This window comes from Pedobacter sp. NO84 (assembly GCF_059703915.1).
On record NZ_AP046575.1, the window covers coordinates 761,425 to 785,823 of the forward strand.

14 protein-coding genes are annotated in these 24,399 nt (G+C 39.1%); 13 read left to right on the forward strand and 1 reads right to left on the reverse strand.

Going from position 1 to position 24,399, the window contains the following annotated elements; translation table 11 throughout:
• Window positions 1-596 precede the first annotated feature (596 nt).
• The 5 genes from AC6H0V_RS03455 (at window position 597) to AC6H0V_RS03475 (ending at window position 4,367) form a co-directional block, all read left to right on the forward strand.
• A complete protein-coding gene (locus AC6H0V_RS03455) occupies window positions 597-1,874 on the forward strand; it encodes an MFS transporter (protein WP_497562314.1) in 1,278 nt (425 codons plus the stop codon).
• Between the two features lies 1 nt (window position 1,875).
• Entirely contained in the window at window positions 1,876-2,775 is a 900-nt protein-coding gene (locus AC6H0V_RS03460) for a glycerophosphodiester phosphodiesterase family protein (protein ID WP_497562315.1), read from the forward strand.
• A 6-nt stretch (window positions 2,776-2,781) separates the two neighbouring features.
• Window positions 2,782-3,174, forward strand: coding sequence for an energy transducer TonB (locus tag AC6H0V_RS03465; protein WP_497562316.1), 393 nt, complete (start codon window positions 2,782-2,784; stop codon window positions 3,172-3,174).
• A 113-nt stretch (window positions 3,175-3,287) separates the two neighbouring features.
• Complete coding sequence (locus AC6H0V_RS03470) at window positions 3,288-3,761, forward strand: pyrophosphohydrolase domain-containing protein (protein ID WP_497562317.1); 474 nt, start codon at window positions 3,288-3,290, stop codon at window positions 3,759-3,761.
• 144 nt (window positions 3,762-3,905) lie between these two features.
• Entirely contained in the window at window positions 3,906-4,367 is a 462-nt protein-coding gene (locus AC6H0V_RS03475; protein ID WP_497562318.1) for a MaoC family dehydratase, read from the forward strand.
• Between the two features lie 189 nt (window positions 4,368-4,556).
• Here the strand turns inward: AC6H0V_RS03475 and AC6H0V_RS03480 are convergent, their stop codons facing one another.
• On the reverse strand, window positions 4,557-5,729 hold the full coding sequence (locus AC6H0V_RS03480; RefSeq protein WP_497562319.1) for a chondroitinase-B domain-containing protein: 1,173 nt from the start codon (window positions 5,727-5,729) through the stop codon (window positions 4,557-4,559).
• A gap of 98 nt (window positions 5,730-5,827) precedes the next feature.
• On the opposite strand from AC6H0V_RS03480, the gene AC6H0V_RS03485 reads away from it, so the two are divergent.
• The 8 genes from AC6H0V_RS03485 (at window position 5,828) to AC6H0V_RS03520 (ending at window position 24,372) form a co-directional block, all read left to right on the forward strand.
• Window positions 5,828-7,798, forward strand: coding sequence for a 7TM diverse intracellular signaling domain-containing protein (locus tag AC6H0V_RS03485; protein ID WP_497562320.1), 1,971 nt, complete (start codon window positions 5,828-5,830; stop codon window positions 7,796-7,798).
• Window positions 7,799-8,239: 441 nt separating this feature from the next.
• Entirely contained in the window at window positions 8,240-11,401 is a 3,162-nt protein-coding gene (locus AC6H0V_RS03490) for a SusC/RagA family TonB-linked outer membrane protein (protein WP_497562321.1), read from the forward strand.
• Window positions 11,402-11,412: 11 nt separating this feature from the next.
• Window positions 11,413-13,095, forward strand: coding sequence for a RagB/SusD family nutrient uptake outer membrane protein (locus AC6H0V_RS03495; RefSeq protein WP_497562322.1), 1,683 nt, complete (start codon window positions 11,413-11,415; stop codon window positions 13,093-13,095).
• 27 nt (window positions 13,096-13,122) lie between these two features.
• Window positions 13,123-13,638 (forward strand): hypothetical protein, encoded by a 516-nt coding sequence (locus AC6H0V_RS03500; RefSeq protein ID WP_497562323.1) that lies wholly within the window; start codon window positions 13,123-13,125, stop codon window positions 13,636-13,638.
• A gap of 907 nt (window positions 13,639-14,545) precedes the next feature.
• Complete coding sequence (locus tag AC6H0V_RS03505; protein WP_497562324.1) at window positions 14,546-17,752, forward strand: SusC/RagA family TonB-linked outer membrane protein; 3,207 nt, start codon at window positions 14,546-14,548, stop codon at window positions 17,750-17,752.
• Between the two features lie 4 nt (window positions 17,753-17,756).
• Window positions 17,757-19,511 carry a RagB/SusD family nutrient uptake outer membrane protein gene (locus AC6H0V_RS03510; protein ID WP_497562325.1) on the forward strand — a complete coding sequence of 585 codons (1,755 nt, stop codon included), beginning with the start codon at window positions 17,757-17,759 and terminating at the stop codon, window positions 19,509-19,511.
• 35 nt (window positions 19,512-19,546) lie between these two features.
• Entirely contained in the window at window positions 19,547-22,615 is a 3,069-nt protein-coding gene (locus AC6H0V_RS03515; RefSeq protein ID WP_497562326.1) for a SusC/RagA family TonB-linked outer membrane protein, read from the forward strand.
• An 11-nt stretch (window positions 22,616-22,626) separates the two neighbouring features.
• The gene (locus AC6H0V_RS03520; RefSeq protein ID WP_497562327.1) at window positions 22,627-24,372 is read left to right on the forward strand and encodes a RagB/SusD family nutrient uptake outer membrane protein; all 1,746 of its coding nucleotides are present in this window, start codon (window positions 22,627-22,629) and stop codon (window positions 24,370-24,372) included.
• The last annotated feature ends 27 nt before the right edge of the window (window positions 24,373-24,399 follow it).

A 24,399-nucleotide genomic window follows, 5' to 3' on the forward strand; every position in this document is an offset into this window, starting at 1 on the left:
TTTGCAACCGATTGCATAAAAAATTATAAAATATTTTTTCAATGCCCTAATTTGGTCAAAATAAGCGGTTTTATACCATTGTACCGATTGTTTTGTAAATATAAATTTTTGAATTTTATGATTTCGGCGCGCAAGTTGATACTTAGATTGTTTCTTGGCGAGGGCAAATAAGAGAATCTATATTAGTTGACATCTAATGTGGATTTGAGCAAAACTTTCATCATTAAATGTAGAAACGATAGCTCAGGCCTATAAAATGGAATTAAGGGGTGGGTAAACGCAGTGTCGAACGAAGCAACCGATTGCATTGGGAATTTTTTAAGATAAGAATCCTCAGACGATTTAGTATTATTTTCGACACAGCCTCCGCGCCCACCGGATATTTACGAAGATTGTAGACCGACCAATTGGTTCTTCAATAGGCTCAGCCTGCCGGCCTGTAGGGCAGGGTAACAGGTTAACGCTACAGGATCTTCGCGCCAGCCGCCATGCCCCATGCTCCCCACTCGTTGCCCAAGCTATTTAAAAAACTTTTATTCTATTTCGAAACCTTACGAATTTTTTTATTTACTTTTAGTTTACACAAAAAAACTAAAATGAAGCACAGTACAGTAAACGAAAATTCTTTATTTGGGAAGATTGGGATCCCCAAACATTTGGCCTGGGGATATTTAGGTATTTTAATTTTTATGATGGGGGATGGTGTAGAACAAGGATGGTTAAGTCCCTATTTAATAGAAAGGGGAATGAGTATCCAACAATCTGCATCGCTATTTTCTGTGTATGGGTTAACGATCGCTATTTCTTCTTTGTTTTCGGGAGTGTTGGCTGAGGGATTTGGGCCAAAGAAAACTATGTTAGTAGGGATATTACTATATATAATAGGTACTGTTGGTTTTGTAGGCTTCGGGATGGCCGATCTTAATTTTCCAATTATGTTGTTAACCTATGCCATTAGAGGCTTTGGGTATCCACTATTTGCCTATTCTTTTTTGGTATGGATAACGTATAGAAGTCCACAACAAAAACTTGGAACTGCAGTGGGTTGGTTCTGGTTTGTATTTACAGGCGGATTAAATGTGTTTGGTGCTTATTATGCTACTTGGGCCATCAAAAATCTGGGTTACATGGGTACACTATGGAGTTCGATTTTCTGGGTTTCCTTAGGTGCTTTTTTTGCGCTGGTATTAAATAAAGATAAGTTTAACGCAGACAAAGTTGAAAATGGCCCAAACAGATATGAAGTATTAATGAAAGGATTAACCATCGTTTGGGCTGAGCCTAAGGTATTTATTGGTGGGGTGGTTAGAACGATAAATACGACTGCACAATTTGCGTTTCCAGTATTTTTACCTATTTATATGGCTGAACATGGTTTTTCTACCACAGAATGGCTACAAATATGGGGCGCCATTTTTATGGCAAATATAGGCTTTAACTTAATTTTTGGGTTTGTTGGCGACGGATTAGGGTGGAAAAACACGGTAATGTGGTTTGGCGGTATAGGTTGTGCGTTATCAACCCTGTTACTTTTCTATTCTCCAGTTTTGTTTGGCAATAATTTTTGGGCGGTAATGGGCTGCGGAATGTTATGGGGCGCATTGTTGGCCGGATATGTACCGCTTTCTGCTCTGGTGCCGTCATTGGTTAAGGAAGGGAAAGGAGCTGCTATGTCTGTATTAAATTTAGGCGCTGGGTTGGCAGTATTTGTTGGTCCTTTGATAGTTGGTTTATTTATCGGCTCGATTGGCAGTGAAGGTGTGGTATGGATTTTAGCTGGGCTATACTTCTTAAGTGCGCTATTAACCAATTTTATTTCGCTACCTAATAATGCAAAAACTTCAAATTCCTCATCATCCGCTGAAGCGAAATAATATGGCTACAAAACATTATTTGTTAAAACTACTATTATTAGCTGTTTTCACTGCCTTTTCTTGTACAGGTTTTGCCCAAAATAAAAAAGGGTTCAATATTAAAACTGTAAAGCAATTGCAGGATTTCTTCAGCTATGCTCCGGGCCAAAAACCATTAATTTTTGCTCACCGTGGTGGTGCCGCTGTGGGGTTACCAGAAAATTGCATCGCTACGTTCGCGTACACGGTAAATTCGGTTACTCCTTTTTTTGAAATCGATCCACGATTAACCAAAGATAGTGTGATTGTTATCTTACACGATTCAACTTTAGATAGAACCACCAATGGGAAAGGGAATCTAAATGATTACACCTTTGCTGAGATTAAAAAGCTCAGGTTAAAAGACTCAGCTGGAAATTTAACCGATCACCAGATTCCTACACTAGAGGAAACGATAAAATGGGCCAAAGGGAAATGTATTTTAATGTTGGATCACAAAGATGTGCCATTATTGATGATGGCAAATAAGATTAAAGAATGGAACGCAACATCGCAAGTTATCCTTTCGGCATTTGAATTTGATTTAGCACAATATTATTATAGTCAGAATAAAGACCTGATGCTAGAAGTTTACTTCAAAGATAAAGCTCAGGTTGATGAATTTGAGAAATTAGGAATTCCGTGGAAAAATGTCATTGCCTATGTTAGTCAGCCAAAGAAAAAATCATTCTATGACCTCTTACATGCTAAAGGCATTATGGCCATGGTTTACACAGCAACAGTAGTTGAAAAAGAAAAAGATGAAACGATTCGTAAAAAAGCATACGCCGATATTATAAATACAGGGGGAGATATTATCTTAGCAGATAATGTCAAAGAAGTTTCATCCGTAATTTCGGGTATGAAAACCCCTAAAAATTAATATAAAATGAAAAGATTTATCGTATTAAGTGTGGCGATGTTATTGAGCATTTCCGCATTTGCACAAACCGACACATCTAGCACGAAGGTAACCCATACAGAAATACTTCCACAATTTCCAGGAGGTCCTGCAAAATTTGCCCAATTTATCGAAAGGAATCTAAAGTATCCTTCAGATGCATGGAATAACAATATTAAAGGGACTGTTCAGGTACAATTTACAATTGATACTGATGGATCGGTTATTCCCGAATCGGTGAAAGTAGTGCGTAGGCTCTCAGAATCGTGCGATCTCGAAGCCATTAGAGTGATAAAGAAAAGTCCAAAATGGATCCCCGGTTATCAAGATGGAAAGGCTGTTCGTGTAGGATATAGCTTTCCTGTGATATTTAAGCCCTAAACAAAATGTTAAGCATTTAATGATCTGTGTTGATATCAATTTATATGTTGATAATAAAATTTGACCGTGTTTATTAAAAATACAACCTTCGTGGTTCAAACCAGTACAAAATTATGGAAGATCTTAGTGCACTGACACAAGTTGCAGAATTTCACAAAACATTTAAACATCCTATCTTAGAACAGGCCACTATTCCTTCAAAAGAACGATGCCAATTAAGGATTGATTTACTAGCAGAAGAACTAAAAGAACTCCAAGAAGCTGTAAATGATGGAAATATGGTTGAAATAGCGGATGCATTGTGCGATTTGCAATATGTTTTGGCTGGAGCTGTGCTAGAATTCGGACTTGGAAACAAGTTTAAAACCCTGTTTGATGAGGTACATCGCTCCAATATGAGCAAGGCCTGCAAAACAGTTGAAGAAGCCAACGCAACTATCGCACACTACAAAAATAATGGCAATGTGGATGCCTATTATAAAGAAATCGATTCCCTCTTTTTAGTTTATAGGGATGGTGATCACAAAACACTCAAGTCTGTTAATTACTCACCCGCAGATCTGAAGAGGTTAGTCAATAGTCAATAGTCGATAGTCCATAGTCGATAGTCTTGGGAGCATAAGCGTTATGTCCATGAACTATGAACTATGATCGATGAATCTTTGCTCCATGCTCCTTGCCCCATGCTATTCACAAAAAAAAAGATACATTTACAAGATTAACTACCAAATATGATAATAGTAAACAGCTACGCAGAATTTGAAGCTTTTTTAGGGAAAGAAATAGGTATTTCTAATTGGCATGTCATTGGCCAAGACCAGATCAATAAATTTGCCGATGCTACCTTAGATCACCAATGGATCCATACCGATCCAGAAAGGGCCGCTACTGATAGCCCTTTTAAAGCCACCATCGCCCATGGTTACCTTACCTTATCGCTAATTCCTTATCTATGGAAGCAGATCGCAGATATTCGGAATATAAAAATGGAGATCAATTACGGGATTGAAAATTTTAAATTTGGTCAAGCGGTAGTAGTAGATAGCCCAGTTCAATTAAAAGCAAAATTGAAGTCTATCGTTAATTTGAGAGGTATAACCAAAGTTATAATTGAAGCGATATTGGTAATAAAAGATCAACCAAAACCAGCATATACGGGTGATGTGATGTTCCTTTATCACTTTAACGACTAGGACTAGGATTTGTAGGTGGGACTAGGATTTGTAGGATTAAGATTACTGATCCTCTTAGAGCACAGCTATTAAAATATTATCTATCCCCAGGCATGTCATGCTGAGGCTCTCGAAGCACGAGGTAGGCTTTTTGGATCAATGCTTTGTTTACCTATGCCTTCGAGAGCCTCAGGCTGACAGCTATTATAGTTATTCTACCTTAACAATAGGATTTTTGGTATTTACTATCTTATTATTCTCAATCTTATTATCGAAAGGTGCAATATTCTGAAGAACGGGAGAGGGGTACCTTACGGTATCAAATTTTCCTGTCCAATCTATATTTTTGCTATCGCCGATTAGAATTCCGGTGGTAGCATTGGTTATTTCATTTCCCATAAGGATACAATTGCTTGCGGCTATATAAAAACCAATCTCATCTTTTCCTTTTGCCATTCCATACATTAATCTTATCGCGGTTTTAACGCCATTGATCTTATTGTTAATGATTTTATGACCAGTACCGTTGATTCTAATGCCGCCCGTTCCCCCGTTAAAAACATTGCCATCAATCTGGCAATCATGACCTCCCCTCATTACCAATTCTCCATCGTTGTTTTCAAAATAGTTATCAGAATAGGTGTTTTTACTGCTTTTATTACTGATCACTTCACTTTCGCCATTGCAATTGATAAAACGGTTTCTATTTACCACAGTCGCTGCTTCCTTGTTTCCTAAAAGGACAGGATCCTGCCCAATTTGAACGCATTCGCCACCATTGCCATTTTTCCAGCTCACTTTAATTTTGTCTCTGAATAAATTATCGCTAATCATCGTTAACTGTGGACAGCTTTCTTTTGTGATTTTTACTTGAATATCCTGATTATCCCTGTTCCCAATAAAGCTACAGCTGTCGATAGAGTTGCCCAATCCGTTTCCTGAAATAATTGTTAAAGGAGTGAATTGTACTTTAACGGTGTTATTGATAAACTTGCAATTGGTAATTCGTCCTAAAACAGTATTTCTCATTTCGACCAAGACACCGGTTTTCCCATCTGCTTTTATAAGCGTACATTCTTTAAAATAAATACCAGACAATGTGATGTATTTGCCAGAGAATAAAAATATCGGCCTGTTCACTTCCCCAGAGAAAACAACTTTTCCAGCATGCTCTGCCTTAATTAAAATCTCCTTTCCTTTTGTGCCGCTAGCTGGAATTTCTATGTTCCAATTGGTGTAATTGCCATCTGCGATATTTACTTCATCACCAGCAATTAATTTTGGAATAATGTCTTTGAATGCCATCTCCGATTTTACGAAATAAGAGTGTCCAAAAGCGTTAAATGATAAACCTAATAAGATGGGCAGGAGTAATTTTTTCATCAGGGTTGATAGCAGTTGATAACGTGATTACAATTTAATAATTTGTTGATATATTAGCTTCCCAAATAATTAAATCAACATTGTTCTAGTATATTGAAATGATAACGCTTTTAAATATAACTAATCCTACAGCTTATTGGTTCAAAGCGCTGAAGAAAAGCAGCTATCTATTCTTTTTTTTACTTCTTTTATCTGGCTTTACTTCGCTTTATGCCCAAAAAGTTGTTGTTATTGATCCAAAGCTTGCCGAACATATATTTGTTAATAAGGAAATTATCTGCTTAGAAGATACCAGTAATAAGCTCACGTTTGAACAGATTAGTAGTGCGGCCTATGCTCATAAATTTGTACAGAATATAGATTTCTATCCTAAGAATTACAATCGTTCAGCTACTTATTGGTATCGGCTCAGAGTGAGGTTTACCGAAGATCTAAGTAAATCATCAGTAATCGAATTTTTTGACCAGATCACGGATCATATCCAAGCTTATATGCCGGATGGGAAAGGAGGTTACATAGAAAGTAAGACCGGGGCGGATCTTAATTTTACCGATCGCTTATACCAACATAAAAACTTCGAATTTTTAATTAATAGCACCAAAAAAGGGGATCATGACTTTTATTTTAGAGTGCACTCTAAAGATAGGGTAAATGTAATTATCGTTTATAGAACGGTTGATCGGTTTATCGCCTATGCGTTATCAGAGTACATCACCTTTGGGTTCTTTTATGGGATGATTGTCATCTTCAGTTTTCATAACCTGTTGATGTTTATTGCTGTAAAGCGAAGGCAATATCTTTTCTATATCCTTTATATCTTGAGCGTTGGTATGTATGAAATGTCTACCGATGGTATTGCATTTCAATATTTGTGGCCTAATCACCCTGTATTTAATGAATATGCTTATGGCGTTGCACTGTTTTTCTTAAGCAGTTTCGGATTGATTTTTACAAAAGAACTACTCCACGTTAAATTAAAGGCCCCCAATATTAATAAAGTGATCAATGCTTTATTAATAGCACGATTGGCATTCTTTCTGGTGTGTTTATTTTACAACCCAGATTGGTTTAAGTATAAATTTATAGAGTTCTTGCCGCTTTCGGTCTGTTTTTTTGCCGGCATTTACATTTGGTGGAAAAAGCAATATGGGCCCGCCCGTTTCTTTGTACTTGGTTACTTTTTTCTCTATTTAGCCTTCATCATTAAAATCGTTCATATTTTAGGCTGGTCTCGTTATTTTATTGGAAATGTGGTAGGATATTACAGCTTAAGCTTTGGTTTCTTGTTGGAAATGTTGTTTTTATCATTCGCGATAGGGGATCAGGTTAGGATTTTAAAACGGAAGAAAGAAAATGCCAGAAAACAGATTATTAAGCAAATGCAGGTTAACGCAGAGCTGAAGGATAGCATCAATAAAGACCTGGAGATTAAAGTGGAAGAACGTACCCAAGAAGTACAACAGAAATCGAAAGAATTACAGCAGAAAAACATAACCATCGAGAACCAAAATGATGAGCTTTTATCTAAAAACTTTCTACTAGAACAACAGGCCGAAGAAATTTCACGAATGAATATTCTTTTAGAGAAGGATAACATTACCCTAAAAACAAACATAGAAAAAGTTACCGATGCGCGTGTTAATGCCACAGAGCTAGATTTTGATGAGTTTAGCTTAAAGTATCCTGATCGTGATTCCTGCTACAAATTTTTAGCGGATATGAAGTGGGAGCAGGGTTACGCCTGTATTAAATGCGGAAATGCCAGTTATTGCAACGGTAAGGTTCCATTTAACAGACGCTGTACAAAATGTGCCTACGAAGAATCGGTATTGTACCATACGATTTTCGAAAACAATAGAATCCCCATTAATAAAGCTTTTTATTTGGTTTACCTCATGTACAACCATAAAGGCGCTATCTCTTCGCATAAACTTTCAGAAAAATTAGGGATCAGACAAAGTACCTGTTGGACCTACGCTACTAAGATTAAAAAGGTAATGGAAGAGCGGAAAAAAGACCTGAAAGGGGTTGGAAAATCAGGATGGAGTAAATTAGTGCTGGATAAATAGCTTTTTGTTAATGGTTGATAGTTCATGGTTCATGGCTTGGATGTGTAGACACTAATCACCAACTTAAAATCCTTATTCTTGACTGTTCATGCTTAGGATGAACTATAATCCATGAACTATGAACATGAATCCTTAAAACGGCATATCGTCCAAACCCTCTTCTAAAGCTTTACGCAAACGTTTCCGCATTTTTTTTCGAATAAAACGCTGTTTTTTTTCTGCGATTGAACCGTATTAAATAGTTTTTTACTGAATTTGTTAAGTTATCAGATAATCAGTTACTTATAAAATAGATGAATTGAGAATATAACGTATCAAAATGTTTATAACTATTTATGTATCAGTATTTTATACTTTTTTTGCTCTTGATATATAGGTAGTAATACTAATATATTTACCTCACCAAATATTTTGGATTATAACTAACCAAATTTTATCTGTATGAGGAAAATTCTATTCAAACGAATTTTGTGGAAATTATTAATTGCACTGTTATGGTGCTGTTTTCTGCAATTTAGTGCGCAAAAGTGTTACGCCAGTAACATTAGCACAATTACTGATCATTTAAGATCAACAATCATTTTAGATGTTTCAGGCACTGTAAAAGATGTAAATGGGGCGCCCCTGCCAGGAGTTGGCATCAAAATCAAGGGCACAACCAACACTTTCGTAACTGATAATGAAGGCAGATTTCTGCTAAAAAATGTAGACAGGGAGGCAACTTTAGTTTTCACGAGTATCGGGTATAAAACACAAGAAGTTGCCTTGAACGGTCGTACAACTTTACAAATTACGATGGCCGAAGATTCGCAGGGTTTAGGAGAGGTGGTTGTAGTAGGGTATGGTACACAAAAGAAGGTAAATTTAACGGGAGCAGTATCCCAGATCAGTGGAGAAGAGCTGATGAACAAGCCTGTGCCAAACGTTACCGCCTCACTCCAGGGAAAGGTATCTGGTGTAGTAATTACCCGTAACAATGGAAAACCAGGTGCTGAAAATTATGCTATACGCATACGTGGGACAAATTCTATCAATGGATCTGACGCATTAATATTGGTTGATGGGATTGAAATGGATTTGAATTTGATCAATCAAGATGATGTGGAGAGCATTTCCTTTTTGAAAGATGCAGCGGCCTCAGCAATTTATGGCGCAAGAGCGGCAGGAGGGGTGGTTTTAGTTACAACAAAAAGAAGTACATCAGGAAAAACACGCGTAAGCTTTAACTCTTATTATAGTGTGGATGTAACGGCCCGACAACCAGAGCGCCTAAATTCTTGGGACGAGCAAACCTTGATTGATGAATCCCGTTTGAACGCTACGGGCGCAAAAGAGTACAATACGGAAATGGAGCAATGGATCAGAAACCCGAATTTCGACTATCGCCCCAACTTAACAGCCAACCGTTGGGAATATTTTGATAATGCCAATTGGGTTAAAGAAGGATTGGATAAGGTAAATAATGCCCAAAATTATTCGCTCTCCCTAGGAGGAGGCTCAAAAGAATTGAACTATTTAATTTCTGGTGGATTTACCCAGAGGGATGGGGTGCTACGTTATGGCCCCGACGATAATTCAAGATATAACATCAAGTTAAATCTTAATTCTGAATTAAATAAATATGTAAGTGTTGGACTTGTAATGGGCTATATTGGATCGATTGTAAATGAGAACTCTTATTCAACTGGTGATATTGTAAATGCATTATATCGGGTGCGTACCCGTCAACCGGTGTATGTTCCCGCCGAAGATGTGACCGGACAGCCTTTTAATGGCGATTTACAGATTAATCCTATTGATATCGAAAAAAATGCCGGTCTGGCAAGATCTACCTACGAAAGTTTTACCGGGAAGCTCGATGTTACCATCAAGAATTTGGTTAAAGGTTTATCTTTTAATGCAGTTGCATGGAGAAACCAGGATAATTATAACTATGAGCAAGATCGTAGAAGCTTATTCTGGTATGGTAGAAGTAATACAGAAGCTCCACGTTTTCAGGTAAATGTACCCAACGGAATAAGTTTAACTAAGAATCGGGGCTATCATGATAATCTACAAGGAACGATCAATTATGATTATCAGTTGAATAAACATAATTTCAAGATTTTGGGCGGTGGATCTTTTGAACAATATAGAAAAGATCAGTTTAGCGCAGGTGCAACGGTGTTGTATAGCAATGATTCCTTCAGCTTAAACTATTCAGACCCCTTAAACAGAACAAATAGCGACGCGGTAGAAACCTATGCCTTTAGTTCGGTATTCGGTAGGTTTAACTATAATTTTGACGAGAAATATTTAGTTGAGGCCACGGTTCGTTATGATGGAAGTTCGCGTTTGGCGCCATCAAATAGGTGGCAATTATTTCCATCATTCTCGGCAGGATGGAGAATTAGTGAGGAAGATTTCTTTAAGAACAACGTTAAATTTATTTCAAACCTAAAACTTCGTGCTTCTTGGGGCCAAGTAGGTAATGGATCTGTATTAGGGCTATATGATTATATCGCTCTGCTTAACAATGGAAATAACCTAGTATTTAATGGAGCGAAAACCTCTTATTTTTATCAGAGCTCACTTCCGTCGGCCAATAAAACCTGGGAAACAGTACAATCATCAAATATTGGTTTAGATTTCGGGTTTTTAAGGGAACGGTTAAGTGGCACATTTGAGGTTTATGATAATAGAAACAAGAATATGTTGGCTACTTTAAATGTGCCAAGCATTATCGGTGTAGGTATATCGAGCAGCAATGTTGGAGAGTTAAAAAGTTGGGGATGGGAAACAGAGGTGAAATGGAGAGATAAGATCGGAAGTGTAAAGTACAATGTGGGATTAAATTTCTCTGATAACCAAAATAAACTGATCAAGTACGAAGGTAAAAATTCTATAGGAACCGGTGGGGTGGTAAACGCTTTACAAGGATATCCTTTGAACAGTGTTTGGGGTTATAAAACCGATGGGATTTTCCAGTCTGTGGCCGAAGCCACCGCTTACAAAACAAAAGTAAGCTATCCATTTTTTACCGGCTATACCGCAGGTGATATCAAATACCTTGATCTTAACGGTGATGGCACGATTAGCGCTGGGGGCGGCACTCCAGAAAATTCCGGAGATTTAGTGTATCTAGGCAACACGAGTGCAAGATATTCCTATGGTTTTGATATGGGATTGGGCTGGAAAGGAATTGATTTCTCTGTTGCTTTTCAAGGAACACTAAAAAGATCATTCCTAATTGCAACAGAAACCTTAGCGCCGTTTTTCGGAACAGCGAATATGCCATGGACCATTCATATGGATCGTTGGACACCGGATAACCCGGGTGCTTTTTTCCCAAGGATGTACCAAACTAGCGATCATAATTACAAACCTTCTGATAGATGGACACAAAACGGAAGTTATATCCGCTTAAAGAACTTACAACTGGGTTATACCGTTCCGATCAAGAAAAAATTCGTACAAAACATCAGGGTTTATTTCTCAGGGCAGGATTTATGGGAAAGCACAAAAGTATTGAGCGTTTTCGATCCTGAGGTTGCCAATGGGGTAAACTCTCAAACCTATCCATTCTATCGTGCGTATGCATTTGGTTTAAATGTTACTTTATAATTAGAACTATTATGAAAAGAAATAAAATAATACTGATTTCGGCAATTGCCATATCCATACTTGCCTCAAGTTGCGAAAAACTGGATAGGGTGCCCGAAACCAATTTTTCTGATGTTGATTTTTGGAACACAGAAACTGATCTGGTCAACGCATCAAATCGCTTATATCAGGAATTGGTAATGACTACCCCTATAAACACCACCAACATTGTGCTTGGAGGATATGCACCTGATAACCGTGCGGATGACAATACCAATCAGGCTATTAATACCATCAGTACCGGCGCACGAAGTGTACCTAACACAGATGCAAATTGGAGCGGCCCTTACGAAATGATTTTTACGGCTAACAACATTTTAGAAAAAGGGGTAAAAGCCAAAGTTTCTGATGCCGTAAGAAATAGATATTTTGGAGAAGCCCGTTTTTTTAGAGCTTATGCCTATTCTTTACTAATAGAGAAGTTCGGTGATGTGCCCTTAGTGCTTAAAACACTTTCTGTAAGCGATCCTGATTTAAAAATGGGAAGAACTCCAAGAGCAACAGTAGCAAAAGCAATTTATGATGATTTGGATTTTGCCGCAACTTGGTTACCTACGAGGGCAGCCTTACCTGCCATACAGTACGGTCGTGTTACCAAAAGTAGCGCTTGGGCCCTAAAAGCGAGAGTAGGATTAGAAGAAGGTACCCGGGCAAAATTCCATGGACAAACTGGTTGGGAAGATCATTTAACAATTGCTGTTGCAGCAGCCAACTTAGTTATTGGACAGGGCCACACGCTGTTTCCTAACTATTTGGGAGAGTTTACCCATGCGGGTGATGCTACCACAAATTCGGAGAATATCTTTGTAAAATTATATGCATTAACCGTGCTTACCCATAATACTTCTAGGGACCTGGAAAATGGCAGAATTGCACCAACACGTAACTTAATTAGGCAGTTTTTATATACAGATGGACTTCCGGCCTGGAATTCGGATCAAACGCCAACTGCTACAAGATCAGCATTATTTGTTCCAGAGGGAAGTGAAACAAGTTATAATACTGTACTTGACAACCGTGATCCTCGTATTTCAACGCTCGTGTACAGATCAGGAGAAGCCTCATACCAACGTCCTTGGGTGCCCCAAACTTCTTTGGGCTCGAGAACAGCTTATGCCGGCAAAAAAGGTTTTGATGCAGCAGATTGGGCAATCAATAGCAATGCCACCGTGCAGAAAGTGATGATCAGGTATGCCGAAGTGTTGTTGATCTTGGCAGAAGCGAAATTTGAATTGGCTGGGACAATTTCTGATGCAGATCTAAATCTAACGGTTAATGCATTGAGAACGAGGGCAGGATTTGCTCCCAAATTAACCAATGCGTTCGTAACCGCAAACAACCTGAGCATGCGTGAAGAGATCCGTAGGGAAAGAACAGTAGAACTATCACTTGAATATTTTAGATATGGTGATCTTATTCGTTGGAAAACAGCCGAAACTGTACTTCCTAAAGATATATTAGGTGGTAAATTCGTGGCAAGCGAATGGGTGGGTACTAACGAATCAGCCTTAAAACTGAATTCGGATAAGGTATTGATTACTGAAGCTGCATCTACTCGAACATTTAATCCAGCAAGAGATTATTTATACCCAATACCATTACAAGAGATTTCTTTAAGTGATGGAAATGTGAAACAAAATCCAGGATGGTTTTAATTAAATACCTATAAACTGATTAACGAAATGAAAAAGACAACCATATTTTTAGGCCTACTGGCCTTATTTTCAACTACATTTACCTCATGCGAAGACAGGGATTATCCCGCTGGACTAGAGGAATTTGAGCACTATTATTATGCGGGGTTTATTCCGTGGAACAATACAGCAACAGAATCGGTGCTCAGGACCCAAACTACCTTGGTAAAGTTTCCCGTAGAATTCCACTCCGCTTACGTTCGTGATTATAATGCCGATTATAATTTTACCCTGGTTACCACTGGAATTTCCAATCCAGCGGTACTGGGCCAAGATTTTAATTTTGTTGATAAAAGTGGTACCCCACTAGTGGCAATAAATGGCTTATTTACCCGAACTATTCCACAAGCAAAAGCGATGGTAGATACGATCTATGTTAAAGTACTGAATAGCTCGATTGCTGGTACCCGTAAAATCGAAATCGATCTGGTGAAGAAGGAAGCAGGCCAATATACAGTAGGTACCTTTTCTCAAGCATTCAAACGCTTTTTGGAAGTGAAATAAGGACTTATATCTTAAATTAACCCTAATCCAGTTGCAAAATGCAGCTGGATTTTTTTTGTTGCGACAAATGCGCAGATTATCATCTTAGCTATTCTTATGATAAAAACACCGTACTGTCACCCTGAGCCTGTCGAAGGGCAACATGTAGTTTGAATAATCTTTCCTTCGACAAGCTCAGGATTGTATGTGTTTACTATTTAGGTAACAGATTTGGGTGTTTAAGGAGCATTAATTTAGATTTTTTGGACATCGCTATAAGCGCCCAGTATCCCCCGCTGGCGGGGGAATCAAAGGGGTGGATGTGAATTTGCCTTGTCCTATTATAAGTTTACAGTATTCTAATCCTCCCCCTGCCCCCACAATGTCCAACGCGCCCCCCTCCTCCAAAGGAGTCCCTTTGGGACAGCGGGGGACAGCACGACGCATACCCACCCATAATCTTACCCAAACCCTTGCTGAAATTCTGTTACCGAATTATCCAACTTTCACAAGGATGACAATCAAAATAGGAAAAGAAACAAGTTAAAAACTGTGGTTAAACTGCAAAATTTACACCCTAAAAAAGCAAATTTTTCTGCATTGATAATGGCTTTATTGAGGCTCTTACTATCTAAAAACACAGTTTTTAGATCAATAATGAAGATGTTGAAAAGTTATGCGCTTTTTATCAAAAAAATATGAATGTGATTAAAGCGTATTAGTTGATTTTAGTAAATTCATGTAATTAATTAAATATCAGACGATTAGTAATTTTATCTACTGTGAATTAAGCGTATCAAATTATTTATAACGTATTAAATATCAGCATTTTATGATATTTTTTTATTTGCAATTGTAAAAACTATTCATCTATATTTACCTCACCAAATTTTTTGGTTAATTAATAACCCAACCAATTGTAAACTGTATGAGGAAAATTCTATTCAAAAGAATTTTGCAGAAAACTTCAATGGCACTGCTCTGGTGTTTGTTTCTGCAAATTAATGCTTCAGCTTATGCTAGTAATAACAGTGATAAGCTAAATTATCTAATTACATCAAAAAATGAGCTATTGGACCACAAACATTCTTCTGGAACCAAAAAGCTATCTAATTCATTTCTGGATGTTAATGGTGTTGTAAAAGATGTTAGCGGCGAGCCCATCCCCGGTATCGGAGTAAAAGTTAAGGGTACTCAAAATGCCTACTCTACTGATGTTGAGGGCAGATTTACACTTAAAAATGTAGATAAGGATGCGATCCTTGTTTTTACCAGTATCGGCTACAAAACAAAAGAAGTTGCGCTAGAAGGTAGAGCAACATTACAGGTTGTTTTAGAAGAAGATACTAGGGGACTTGATGAAGTAATCGTAGTGGGTTACGGTGCTCAGAAAAAGTCGAGCTTAACTGCGGCGATCTCTCAGATTAGTTCAGAAGAGCTCATGAAATCGCCTACTCCTAACCCAACAAACAGTTTGATTGGTAGGTTACCGGGTTTACAGGCAGTACAAACCAGCGGTCAGCCAGGAGCGGATGCCGCCACACTTAAAATTCGTGGTGTGGCTACTTATGGTGCAAATTCTTCAGCAATTGTGGTGGTAGATGGTATTGAGCGTCCAAGTTTTGCCGATGTTGATCCCAGTGAAATTGAAACGGTTTCGATTTTAAAGGATGCAGCAGCCACAGCAATTTACGGGTTGAAAGGTGCAAATGGAGTAATCGTAATTACGACTAAGGTGGGTAAAGTAGGGAAACCTGTGGTGAGATACACGGGTAACTATGCCGCACAAACCTATACGGGGTTAGCCATTGGTTTGCCAGCCTTTGAAAACGCATCCCTTTTAAACCAATCGTATATTAATGATGGAAAGGCAGCTCCATTTAGTGCGGCGGAGATCCAGAAATTTGCAGATGGTTCTGATCCAATCGGTTATCCTGATGTGCAATGGTTCGATTACTTAACCAGAAAGTACTATTCTCAAACAACCCACAATATTAATATAACAGGTGGAACCAAAATCGCGAAGTATTTTGTATCAGCAGGATATGATTTCCAAGATGGTATTTTCAAAAAATTCGACTCGCCTTATGGGATCAACACTGTTCCAAACTATAACCGCTATAATTTCCGTACCAATGTTGATCTAACCTTAAATAAGGATTTAACGGTTGGTGTTAAATTGGGCGGTCGTTTTGCCACACGCTATCAACCATCAGGACTGCTATCAAGTTCGGCATTTTCGTATGATACCATTGAAGGGATGATTTCTAGGATCCTACAAGTTCCAGCATACGCCTATCCGGTAACATTACCTGATGGCAGGATTACCGCTAACCCAAATGTGGGTACAAACATCTGGAATCCCTATGCAGTTTTAACCAGATTCGGAACCCGAAATGATGATGTTAATACCATCGAAAGTACGTTTGTGGTAGATTATAGGTTGGATTTCGTTACAAAAGGCTTAGCATTTAAAACTAATTTCGGTTATGATTCATATTATAACAATGTTGAGCGAAGGAACGCAAACTGGGCAGCTTATGTTTATAACCCTCTAACTGGCGCAGTAACCCTTTCAACAGATACACGTAACCGTGACGAACCTTTAGGTGCAGTACAAGATGGTGGTATTACCTCTGGAAGTACCAACATGAACATACAATCGGGTTTTACGTATACCCGTGATTTTAGCAAGCATAATTTTGGTGCAACCTTGTTGGGTACCCGTCAACTAATCAAAACAACAGGTAATACTTCTTTTACTGCTCCTCCAAGAGCTGCGCAAGGTATTGCAGCCCGTGCTTCTTATACCTACGACGAAAAATATAGGGTTGAGGTAAATGGAACCTATAACGGTTCAGAAAACTTTGCTCCTGGATTAAGATATGGTTTCTTCCCCTCAGTTTCTGCCGCATGGACCTTAACCAACGAATCTTTTTGGAAGAAAAATAATTTCTTAAGCTACTTTAAGTTAAGGGGAAGTTATGGTTTGGTAGGTAACGATAGGATTTCTGATAATCGTTTTCTTTACTTAACCACTTATTCTGCCAATACAACTGCACCATTCGGAAACCCTTTATCGATTACTAATTTTCCAACGCTGTTTATTGGAGACAGTGCATTAGGAAATGAGGTGGTAACCTGGGAAACAGGTACGAAAAGAAACATTGGTTTCGAAGCCCGTTTATTTAAGGATGCATTAAAATTGAATGTTGATGTATTTAACGAAAATCGTAGGGATATTTTAACGCCTTCTCTAAGTGGTTCACAACTTTACGGCCATACCTATCCTTTACTAAACAAAGGAGAAGTTTACAATCATGGTTATGAAATCGAGCTGGATTATCAAAAACAGGTTGGAAAGTTAATTCTTGGACTGAATGCCCAAGTAGGCTACGCCAAGAATAAGATTATTGAAAATGATGAGCCTGAAGGATTGCCAGATTACCAAGCTAGAAAGGGTAAAAGTGTACAACAATTTATTGGCTATGTGAGCGATGGTTTTTATTCTTCTGCCGCAGATATCGCTGCTTCGGTTAAACAACAAGGGTTTTCGCCCGTTCCCGGCGATCTGAAGTTTAAAGACCTGGATGGAGATGGATTGATTACTACTTTGGATCAAACCTCTATCGGTTATACCCCAAATCCCGAATACATCTACAGTTTTACGCCACGGATTACCATCAGAGGATTTAGCATGTCGGCTATGTTCCAGGGTGCAGCACACGTAAGTTCAAATGTAATTTTGAGCGAGCAGAACAACGGCCAGCAAATGTATCCGTTTATGTTAGACTCTTGGACACCAGCCACTGCATCTACCGCAACATGGCCAACCATCCACTCTAGAGGAACAGCATCCCTGAATTATGCGTTAAACGATTTTACACTTCAGAATGCCGCTTATTTAAAATTAAGGAATGTTGAAGTTTCTTACTCTTTACCTAAGTCATGGTCATCAGCGGTAAAAGTAAGCAATATCAGGGTTTATCTTCAGGGACAGAATCTCTACACATGGACCAAGTTTAAAATGTACGTAGATCCAGAAAACTTAAACGTTGTTAACCAGGCATTCCCGTTAACAGCGCTTTATCCAACTTCTAAGATTTACAATTTTGGCTTAAATATTCAATTCTAGAACTATGAAAAATTATAAAATATATACAGCAGTGTTATTATTAACACTATGTTTTGTTTCTTGTAGTAAGGACTTTCTGGAAAGAACCCCAGGTGTAGCCCTTACAGAAGACGAAATCTTTGCAGATCCGGCCCAAGCGGCAAGATTCGCAGATAATGCCTACAATTATGTGATCACCAAGTATGTGCGTTTTAACGATCACCGTGGTTGTGTAGCCCAAGCTTCTGATGAAGCCGTTTCTGGAAATTCGGAGGGTACGGTTACCTCATTAAATAGGGGGCTATACCACGAACACTCTACCCAGGCATCTTTAAATGACATCGGAAATATATGGACGCTGATGTATAAAGGCATTGCTATCCATAACAAAATGCTACAGAAGCTTCCTTCGGTTCCACCAGCTCCACCGGCAAGCGTGCCTATTTTCGATCCGAAGAGAGTTGAAGGCGAAATGAGATTCTTGCGCGCCATGTCATACTTCGAATTAACCAAAAGATTTGGAGGTGTGCCCATTATTGATAAGGTTTACGAAGGGATAGATTATGATAAAATCAATATTGATATCAATATTCCGCGCAATAGCTTTACAGAAGTAACCGAATTTATTCTTAAAGACCTAGACCTCGCCATTACAAAATTAGGTACCGATGCAGAATATGGCGCAGGTAATTATGGTCGCCCAACAATCGGAGCAGCTTTAGCATTAAAAGCTCGTGTTTTATTATATGCTGCAAGCCCTCTCAATAATCCAACAAACGACAAAACTAAATGGAAAGCTGCTGCAGATGCTGCGGCAGAAGTAATGAAAGGTGCTGCTGGCCTTGCCCGTCAAACCTATGCTTTGCAAGCTACTTATGGTGATATTTTAAATGTAGCCAGTTCATCTGAGTATATCATGATCAGGATTAAAGGAAATACTCCTTTGGCAGGAGAAATGATGCAGGATTTCTCCATGTCTCCAGGATCTGGTGGGGCACAGGGCCAAATGAATCCCACTCAAAACCATGTGGATATGTACGAAATGGCAAATGGTAAAGCCATTACTGATCCAACATCAGGTTACGACCCTACCAAACCTTATGTAGGTAGAGAGCCCCGCTTTTACAACAATATTATCTACAACGACCTGGCTTGGCAAGGACGTAAAATCGAAGTGTGGGCAACCGCCGCTACTCCTGTTGCTTACGGTGTAGATTGGAACCCCGGTAACATCACCTATACGGCAACGCGTTATTATTGCAAAAAATATTGGCCAGAAGTATATAGAACCGTAGGAGGTAGCACAACGCTATTAAATTATATCTATTTCCGCTATGGCGAAATCTTATTGAACTATGCAGAGGCACAGAATGAGTTTCTGAGCGCTCCAGACGCTACAGTTTATAATGCCCTTGTATCACTTCGTGCGAGAGCCGGAATTACCAAAGGCGCTGGCATTTACGGGTATGGATTGAAAGATAACATGACTACCGATGAAATGCGCACCGTAATTAGACACGAACGTGCAATCGAATTGGCTTTTGAAGATCACCGCTGGTATGATATTATGCGTTGGAAAATTGGTGCCACTACTATTGGAGTACCAATGAAAGGGATGGATGTAATTAAAAATACCAATGGAACATTCACCTATAACGTAATCACACTTGGAGCAGGTTTTCAAAAAACGTGGACAGAAAAACAAAACTTGTATCCAATTCCAAGAACCGAGATTTATAAAAGCCAGGGAGTGCTTGTACAAAATCCAGGATGGGAATAGTTGGTTAAATTAATATAACGCTAGATTTTATCAATATGAAATTATCAAAATATATAGTATGCCTCCTGTTCTTGTGGATGGCAGTACTTAACGTTTATGGGCAAACGCCGGATGAACAAATAACTGTAAAAGGAAAAGTTGTTGATCAGGAGAAAAAGCCCTTGCCAGGAGTTTCGGTCTCTATCCAAGAAGACAAAAAGAACAGATCTGTAAATACGGACGCCAATGGAAGTTTTTCATTAGATGCCTCAACAAGCGATGTGCTGGTTTTTAAAATGATCGGTTACGGAACCATCTACAAACCCGCAAGTGAGGTTGGGATAAGCGATGTGATGCTTACTAAAACATTAATTGATGCGGGCGATGATGATGTGGTATATATCCCCTTTGGTACAAGGAAGAAGAGAGAAGTAACAGCAACGATTAGTACCATTACTGCCGAAGATCTTCCACAAATACCTTCTTCATCTTTAACGAATGTATTTACAGGAAGATTAGCCGGATTGGCAACCTATCCGAGCGGCTCTCAACAACCAGGTTATGATGTGTCTAGCTTTTTGGTTCGTGGTCGTTCATCGTACAACAGTAATCAAGAACCTTTGATTTTGGTGGATGGAATTGAACGCGATTTTGCTTCGATGGATCTCGGAGAGATTGAAAGCATCAGTGTTTTAAAAGATGCCGCAACATTAGCTTGGTATGGAATGTACGCCGCTAATGGCGTAATCTATGTTAAGACCAAACGCGGAAGCGCAACCTCAACCAAAGTTACTTTTGATGGTCAGGGAGGTCTGCAAGCACCAATGCACGTTACTAGTCCGCTTGATTCTTACACCTATGCAACCTTGTACAACGAGGCAGCAGTAAACAGTGGAGGTACTGCACTGTACAATTCAACTGCATTGCAGGCCTATCAAACTGGTTCAGATCCGATCAAATATCCAAACAATAATTTTGTAAGGGACTTTACCAAAAGCTTGGCACCAACACAACGTTATGTGGCCACCGTATCTGGAGGTAATGCCTATCTAAAATATTTTACGTTATTAAGTGCCTATCAACAAGGTGGATTTTATGATGGTGGTCATAACGAAACCTACGATGCAAACACCAATTTTAACAGGTATAACCTAAGAACCAACTTAGACCTTCACGTAAACAAAAATTTGGATGTGGCCTTAGATATTGGTGGAAGGATTACCAACCTTCGTTTTCCCAACATCGGCACAGGAACCTTTTTAAATACCGTGTATTCTATACCGGCCAATGCTTTCCCTGTTATAAATCCAAATGGATCGTATGGAGGTACTTCCCTCTATACGGCAAGTAATCCACAGGCGATGCTAGAAGCAAGAGGTGCAAGTACTGATTTGGTTCGTAATATGATTGCCACCATCAGCGCTAAGCAAAAAATGGATGGATTAATCAAAGGATTATCGGCCGAAGTATATTATGCCTATGATATTGCAGGAGCCTATCGCTCAGGATTTACACAAACCTATGCTACTCAAGAGCTCCTATCATCAGGAACCTATGCTACCTATGGTACGGCTGCAAAAGTAGATTACCTCCCAAATGTCTTTTCTGGAAACGTTAAAAAAAGCGAGTTTTGGGCAGGTTTAGATTATGATCGCACTTTTGGAGATCACGACTTTAAATTTAGCAGCCGGGTTTCGAGACAAAACTATTCTTCGTTCGGAAACCTGGATGTAAGACGTGAAGGTATCTCCAATCGGTTAACCTATGGATTTAAACAACGTTATTTTATGGATCTGACCGCTGGATATTCGGGCTCAGAAAATTTTGCAGTGGGCAAACGTTTCGGATTTTTTCCAGCACTATCTGCCGGATGGATTATTTCTGATGAGAGTTTCATGAAAGGAGCAAGCTCATTCCTAGATTTTCTTAAAATTAGAGGATCATATGGTCTAGTAGGCAATGATGCCTTAGGAGGAGCCAGAAGATTTGCGTTTAACGATTATTTCTCAAGAAGTAATACAGGTTATACCTTCGGAACAGGTTTTACAGGTACTACAGGTACAGTACAGCTTGCTTTAGGAAACCCAGATTTAACTTGGGAGAAAGCATACAAAACCAGCGTTGGATTGGATGCCAAAATGTTCAAGCAATCACTGGCTCTTAGTGCCGATTATTTCTACGAAGATAGAAAAGATTTAGCCACAGGATCTCAACTGCCAAGTATACTCGGTCAAGGATTGGTTTATGTTAACGAAGGTGAAGCTTCTTACAAAGGCTATGAAGTTGGGCTTAACTACAATAAGAAAGTAGGGTCGGTTAATTTAGCGGTATTTGGTAATTTCACCCACCAAACCAGTAAGATTATTGCTATTAACGAAGCCGCTAACTTACCTGCTTACCAAAAATCTGTTGGTCACCCAATTACCAGTGTAATTTCTACTGCGGCAACAGCGACAACAACTGCAACCTATACCTCGAGCATGTACATTTCGCAAGGTCTTTTCCAGTCGCAAGCTGAAATTGATGCTGCACCAAAGCAACTGCTATCTAAAGATGTTAAGCCTGGAGATATTAGGTATGTAGATCAGAATAACGACGGACTGATTAACGGTTTGGATATCGTAAAAACAGATTTCAACTTTGTGCCCAAATCAGTATATGGATTCGGTGGAGCGGTTGGCGTTAAAAATTTCGACCTTAATTTCTTGTTCCAAGGAACGATCGGACGTTCTATCACCATCCAACAATTGGTAAATTCGGGAACTTCTAATACTGGTTTCATTAATCAGTTTAGCCAAGACAGATGGACACCAAGTAATCCATCAGCTCCATTCCCTCGTTTATTGATCTCTGATCGTGGTAACAATACCGTTCAATCTGATTTCTGGGTGCGCTCTGGTGATTATATCAGACTAAGAAATGTGGAGTTAGGTTATTCGTTACCTGCCTCATTTGTTAAAAAACTGAAGCTCTCTCAGTTCAGGATTTACGCTGGCGGATTAAACTTATTAACCTTTGATAAACTGGGTAAGCTAGATATTGACCCGGAGTTGCCAGAATCTGGTTTTAACTCCTCATATCCGTATATGAAAATTTATTCATTCGGTATCAATTTGAAATTTTAATTATAATGAAGATGAAAAAAAATATCTGCTATATAATCCTTGCGGTAATGTTAATTACCTCGGGGTGCGAAAAAGATACATTTCTGCAAGACGGATCATTTAGTGGTGGTAATGATGTTACTTCAGCCCAGCTATGGGCAAACCCTGACTACGCACGGAACTTTTTAAACAACGTTTATTCCAATCTATCAGAAAGGTACAATCTAGATGGGGATGGGGCTTTGTTGGCTTCAGGATCAGATGAAGCTGTAAATTCTAACCTTAACTCATCGATTAATACCTTGAATAATGGATCTTGGGGCCCAGTTAGACCTTTTGATGATGTATATGCAGCTATGTACACAGGCATCCGTAAGGCAAATATGTTTATAGAAAATGTGCCTACAAGTCCGATTGTAGTTTTGGATGAAATGTTGCCTGCCAACGTTGCGGCTAACAACACGCTCGAATCGCAAATGAACCGTTTAATAGGACAAGCTTATTTCTTAAGGGCATTTTTCGAATTTGAACTGCTTAAACGCTATGGCAGTTTTGTAATTGTAACCAAAACATTAACGGTTAACGACGAATTGGATCTGCCAAGAAACACCTTTGATGAATGTGTGGCGCAAATTTCAAAAGATTGCGAAGATGCTATTTCGAGGCTGCCCTTATCGCCCACAGAGTGGAATACCACCAACCGCGGTAGAGCAACAGGAACTGCGGCGATGGCAATTAAATCAAGATTGTTGCTGTATGCTGCTAGCCCTCAGTATAACACCACCAATGATTTAACCAAATGGCAGGCCGCCGCAGATGCTGCAAAAAGATTAATGGATACCGGTAAACACAGTTTGTACACCTCTTATCCAAATATCTGGTTATGGAATGTTGGGCAATTTAATGTGGAAACAATTTTTGCCACATCAGCTACTGCTACCGTAGCTATCGAACAAAATAATGCACCAATAAGTTACGATGCGGCAAACGGAAGAACCAATCCAACGCAAGAATTGGTTGATGCCTATGAAATGAAAACCACCGGCAGACCAATAGCTGATGGTGCTTCTGGATATAGTGCTACCAACCCTTATGCTAATCGCGACCCGAGACTCGGCTTTTCAGTGCTGTTTAATACGGCTTCGGTACAACCTCTTATAGCTGCCAATAGTTTTAAGAGTAAACCTGTAGAAACTTTTGTTGGTGGTAAGGATGGATTAAACCTAAACGTAAATGCAACCAAAACTGGATACTACTTACGTAAATACTTGAGTGAAAGCGCTTCTTGGGCAGGAACCCAAACCACTATCCGCAGGCCGTGGATCTATTATCGCTATGCAGAAACATTATTAAATTATGCAGAGGCCTTAAATGAAGCGCAAGGAACATCAGCGATGACCCAAGTGTTGGCCGCGGTTAACCTGATAAGAGCAAGATCTGGTGTGGCTATGCCTGCATTGCAAACTACAAATGCTACAGCAAATGGCTATGTTGCGCCTAATCAGGCCGAAATTCGTAAACGGATCCGTAACGAACGTAGGGTAGAGCTCGCTTTTGAAGAGCATCGTTTTTATGATGTTCGCCGTTGGAAAGAGGGAGAAATTACCTTCAATAAACCGGTAACGGGAATGAAAATCGTAATGGTAACTCCAACAACGTTTACTTATACGCCTTTTACTGTAGAAAACAGATCATTTACCGCCAAAAATTACTTATACCCAATTGCCCAAAACGAACTAAATAAGGCTCCAAAATTGGGTCAAAACCCCGGATATTAATCAACTTCATCAGTTCGCCTTGGTGGT

Excerpts from the sequence above, each read along its gene's own strand:
- AC6H0V_RS03485 (WP_497562320.1), top strand. The coding sequence starts at position 5,828 with ATGATAACGCTTTTAAATATAACTAATCCTACAGCTTATTGGTTCAAA.
- AC6H0V_RS03505 (WP_497562324.1), top strand. The coding sequence starts at position 14,546 with ATGAGGAAAATTCTATTCAAAAGAATTTTGCAGAAAACTTCAATGGCA.
- AC6H0V_RS03480 (WP_497562319.1), bottom strand. The coding sequence starts at position 5,729 with ATGAAAAAATTACTCCTGCCCATCTTATTAGGTTTATCATTTAACGCT.
- AC6H0V_RS03495 (WP_497562322.1), top strand. The coding sequence starts at position 11,413 with ATGAAAAGAAATAAAATAATACTGATTTCGGCAATTGCCATATCCATA.
- AC6H0V_RS03460 (WP_497562315.1), top strand. The coding sequence starts at position 1,876 with ATGGCTACAAAACATTATTTGTTAAAACTACTATTATTAGCTGTTTTC.
- AC6H0V_RS03515 (WP_497562326.1), top strand. The coding sequence starts at position 19,547 with ATGAAATTATCAAAATATATAGTATGCCTCCTGTTCTTGTGGATGGCA.
- AC6H0V_RS03520 (WP_497562327.1), top strand. The coding sequence starts at position 22,627 with ATGAAAAAAAATATCTGCTATATAATCCTTGCGGTAATGTTAATTACC.
- AC6H0V_RS03500 (WP_497562323.1), top strand. The coding sequence starts at position 13,123 with ATGAAAAAGACAACCATATTTTTAGGCCTACTGGCCTTATTTTCAACT.
- AC6H0V_RS03455 (WP_497562314.1), top strand. The coding sequence starts at position 597 with ATGAAGCACAGTACAGTAAACGAAAATTCTTTATTTGGGAAGATTGGG.
- AC6H0V_RS03465 (WP_497562316.1), top strand. The coding sequence starts at position 2,782 with ATGAAAAGATTTATCGTATTAAGTGTGGCGATGTTATTGAGCATTTCC.
- AC6H0V_RS03490 (WP_497562321.1), top strand. The coding sequence starts at position 8,240 with ATGAGGAAAATTCTATTCAAACGAATTTTGTGGAAATTATTAATTGCA.
- AC6H0V_RS03510 (WP_497562325.1), top strand. The coding sequence starts at position 17,757 with ATGAAAAATTATAAAATATATACAGCAGTGTTATTATTAACACTATGT.
- AC6H0V_RS03475 (WP_497562318.1), top strand. The coding sequence starts at position 3,906 with ATGATAATAGTAAACAGCTACGCAGAATTTGAAGCTTTTTTAGGGAAA.
- AC6H0V_RS03470 (WP_497562317.1), top strand. The coding sequence starts at position 3,288 with ATGGAAGATCTTAGTGCACTGACACAAGTTGCAGAATTTCACAAAACA.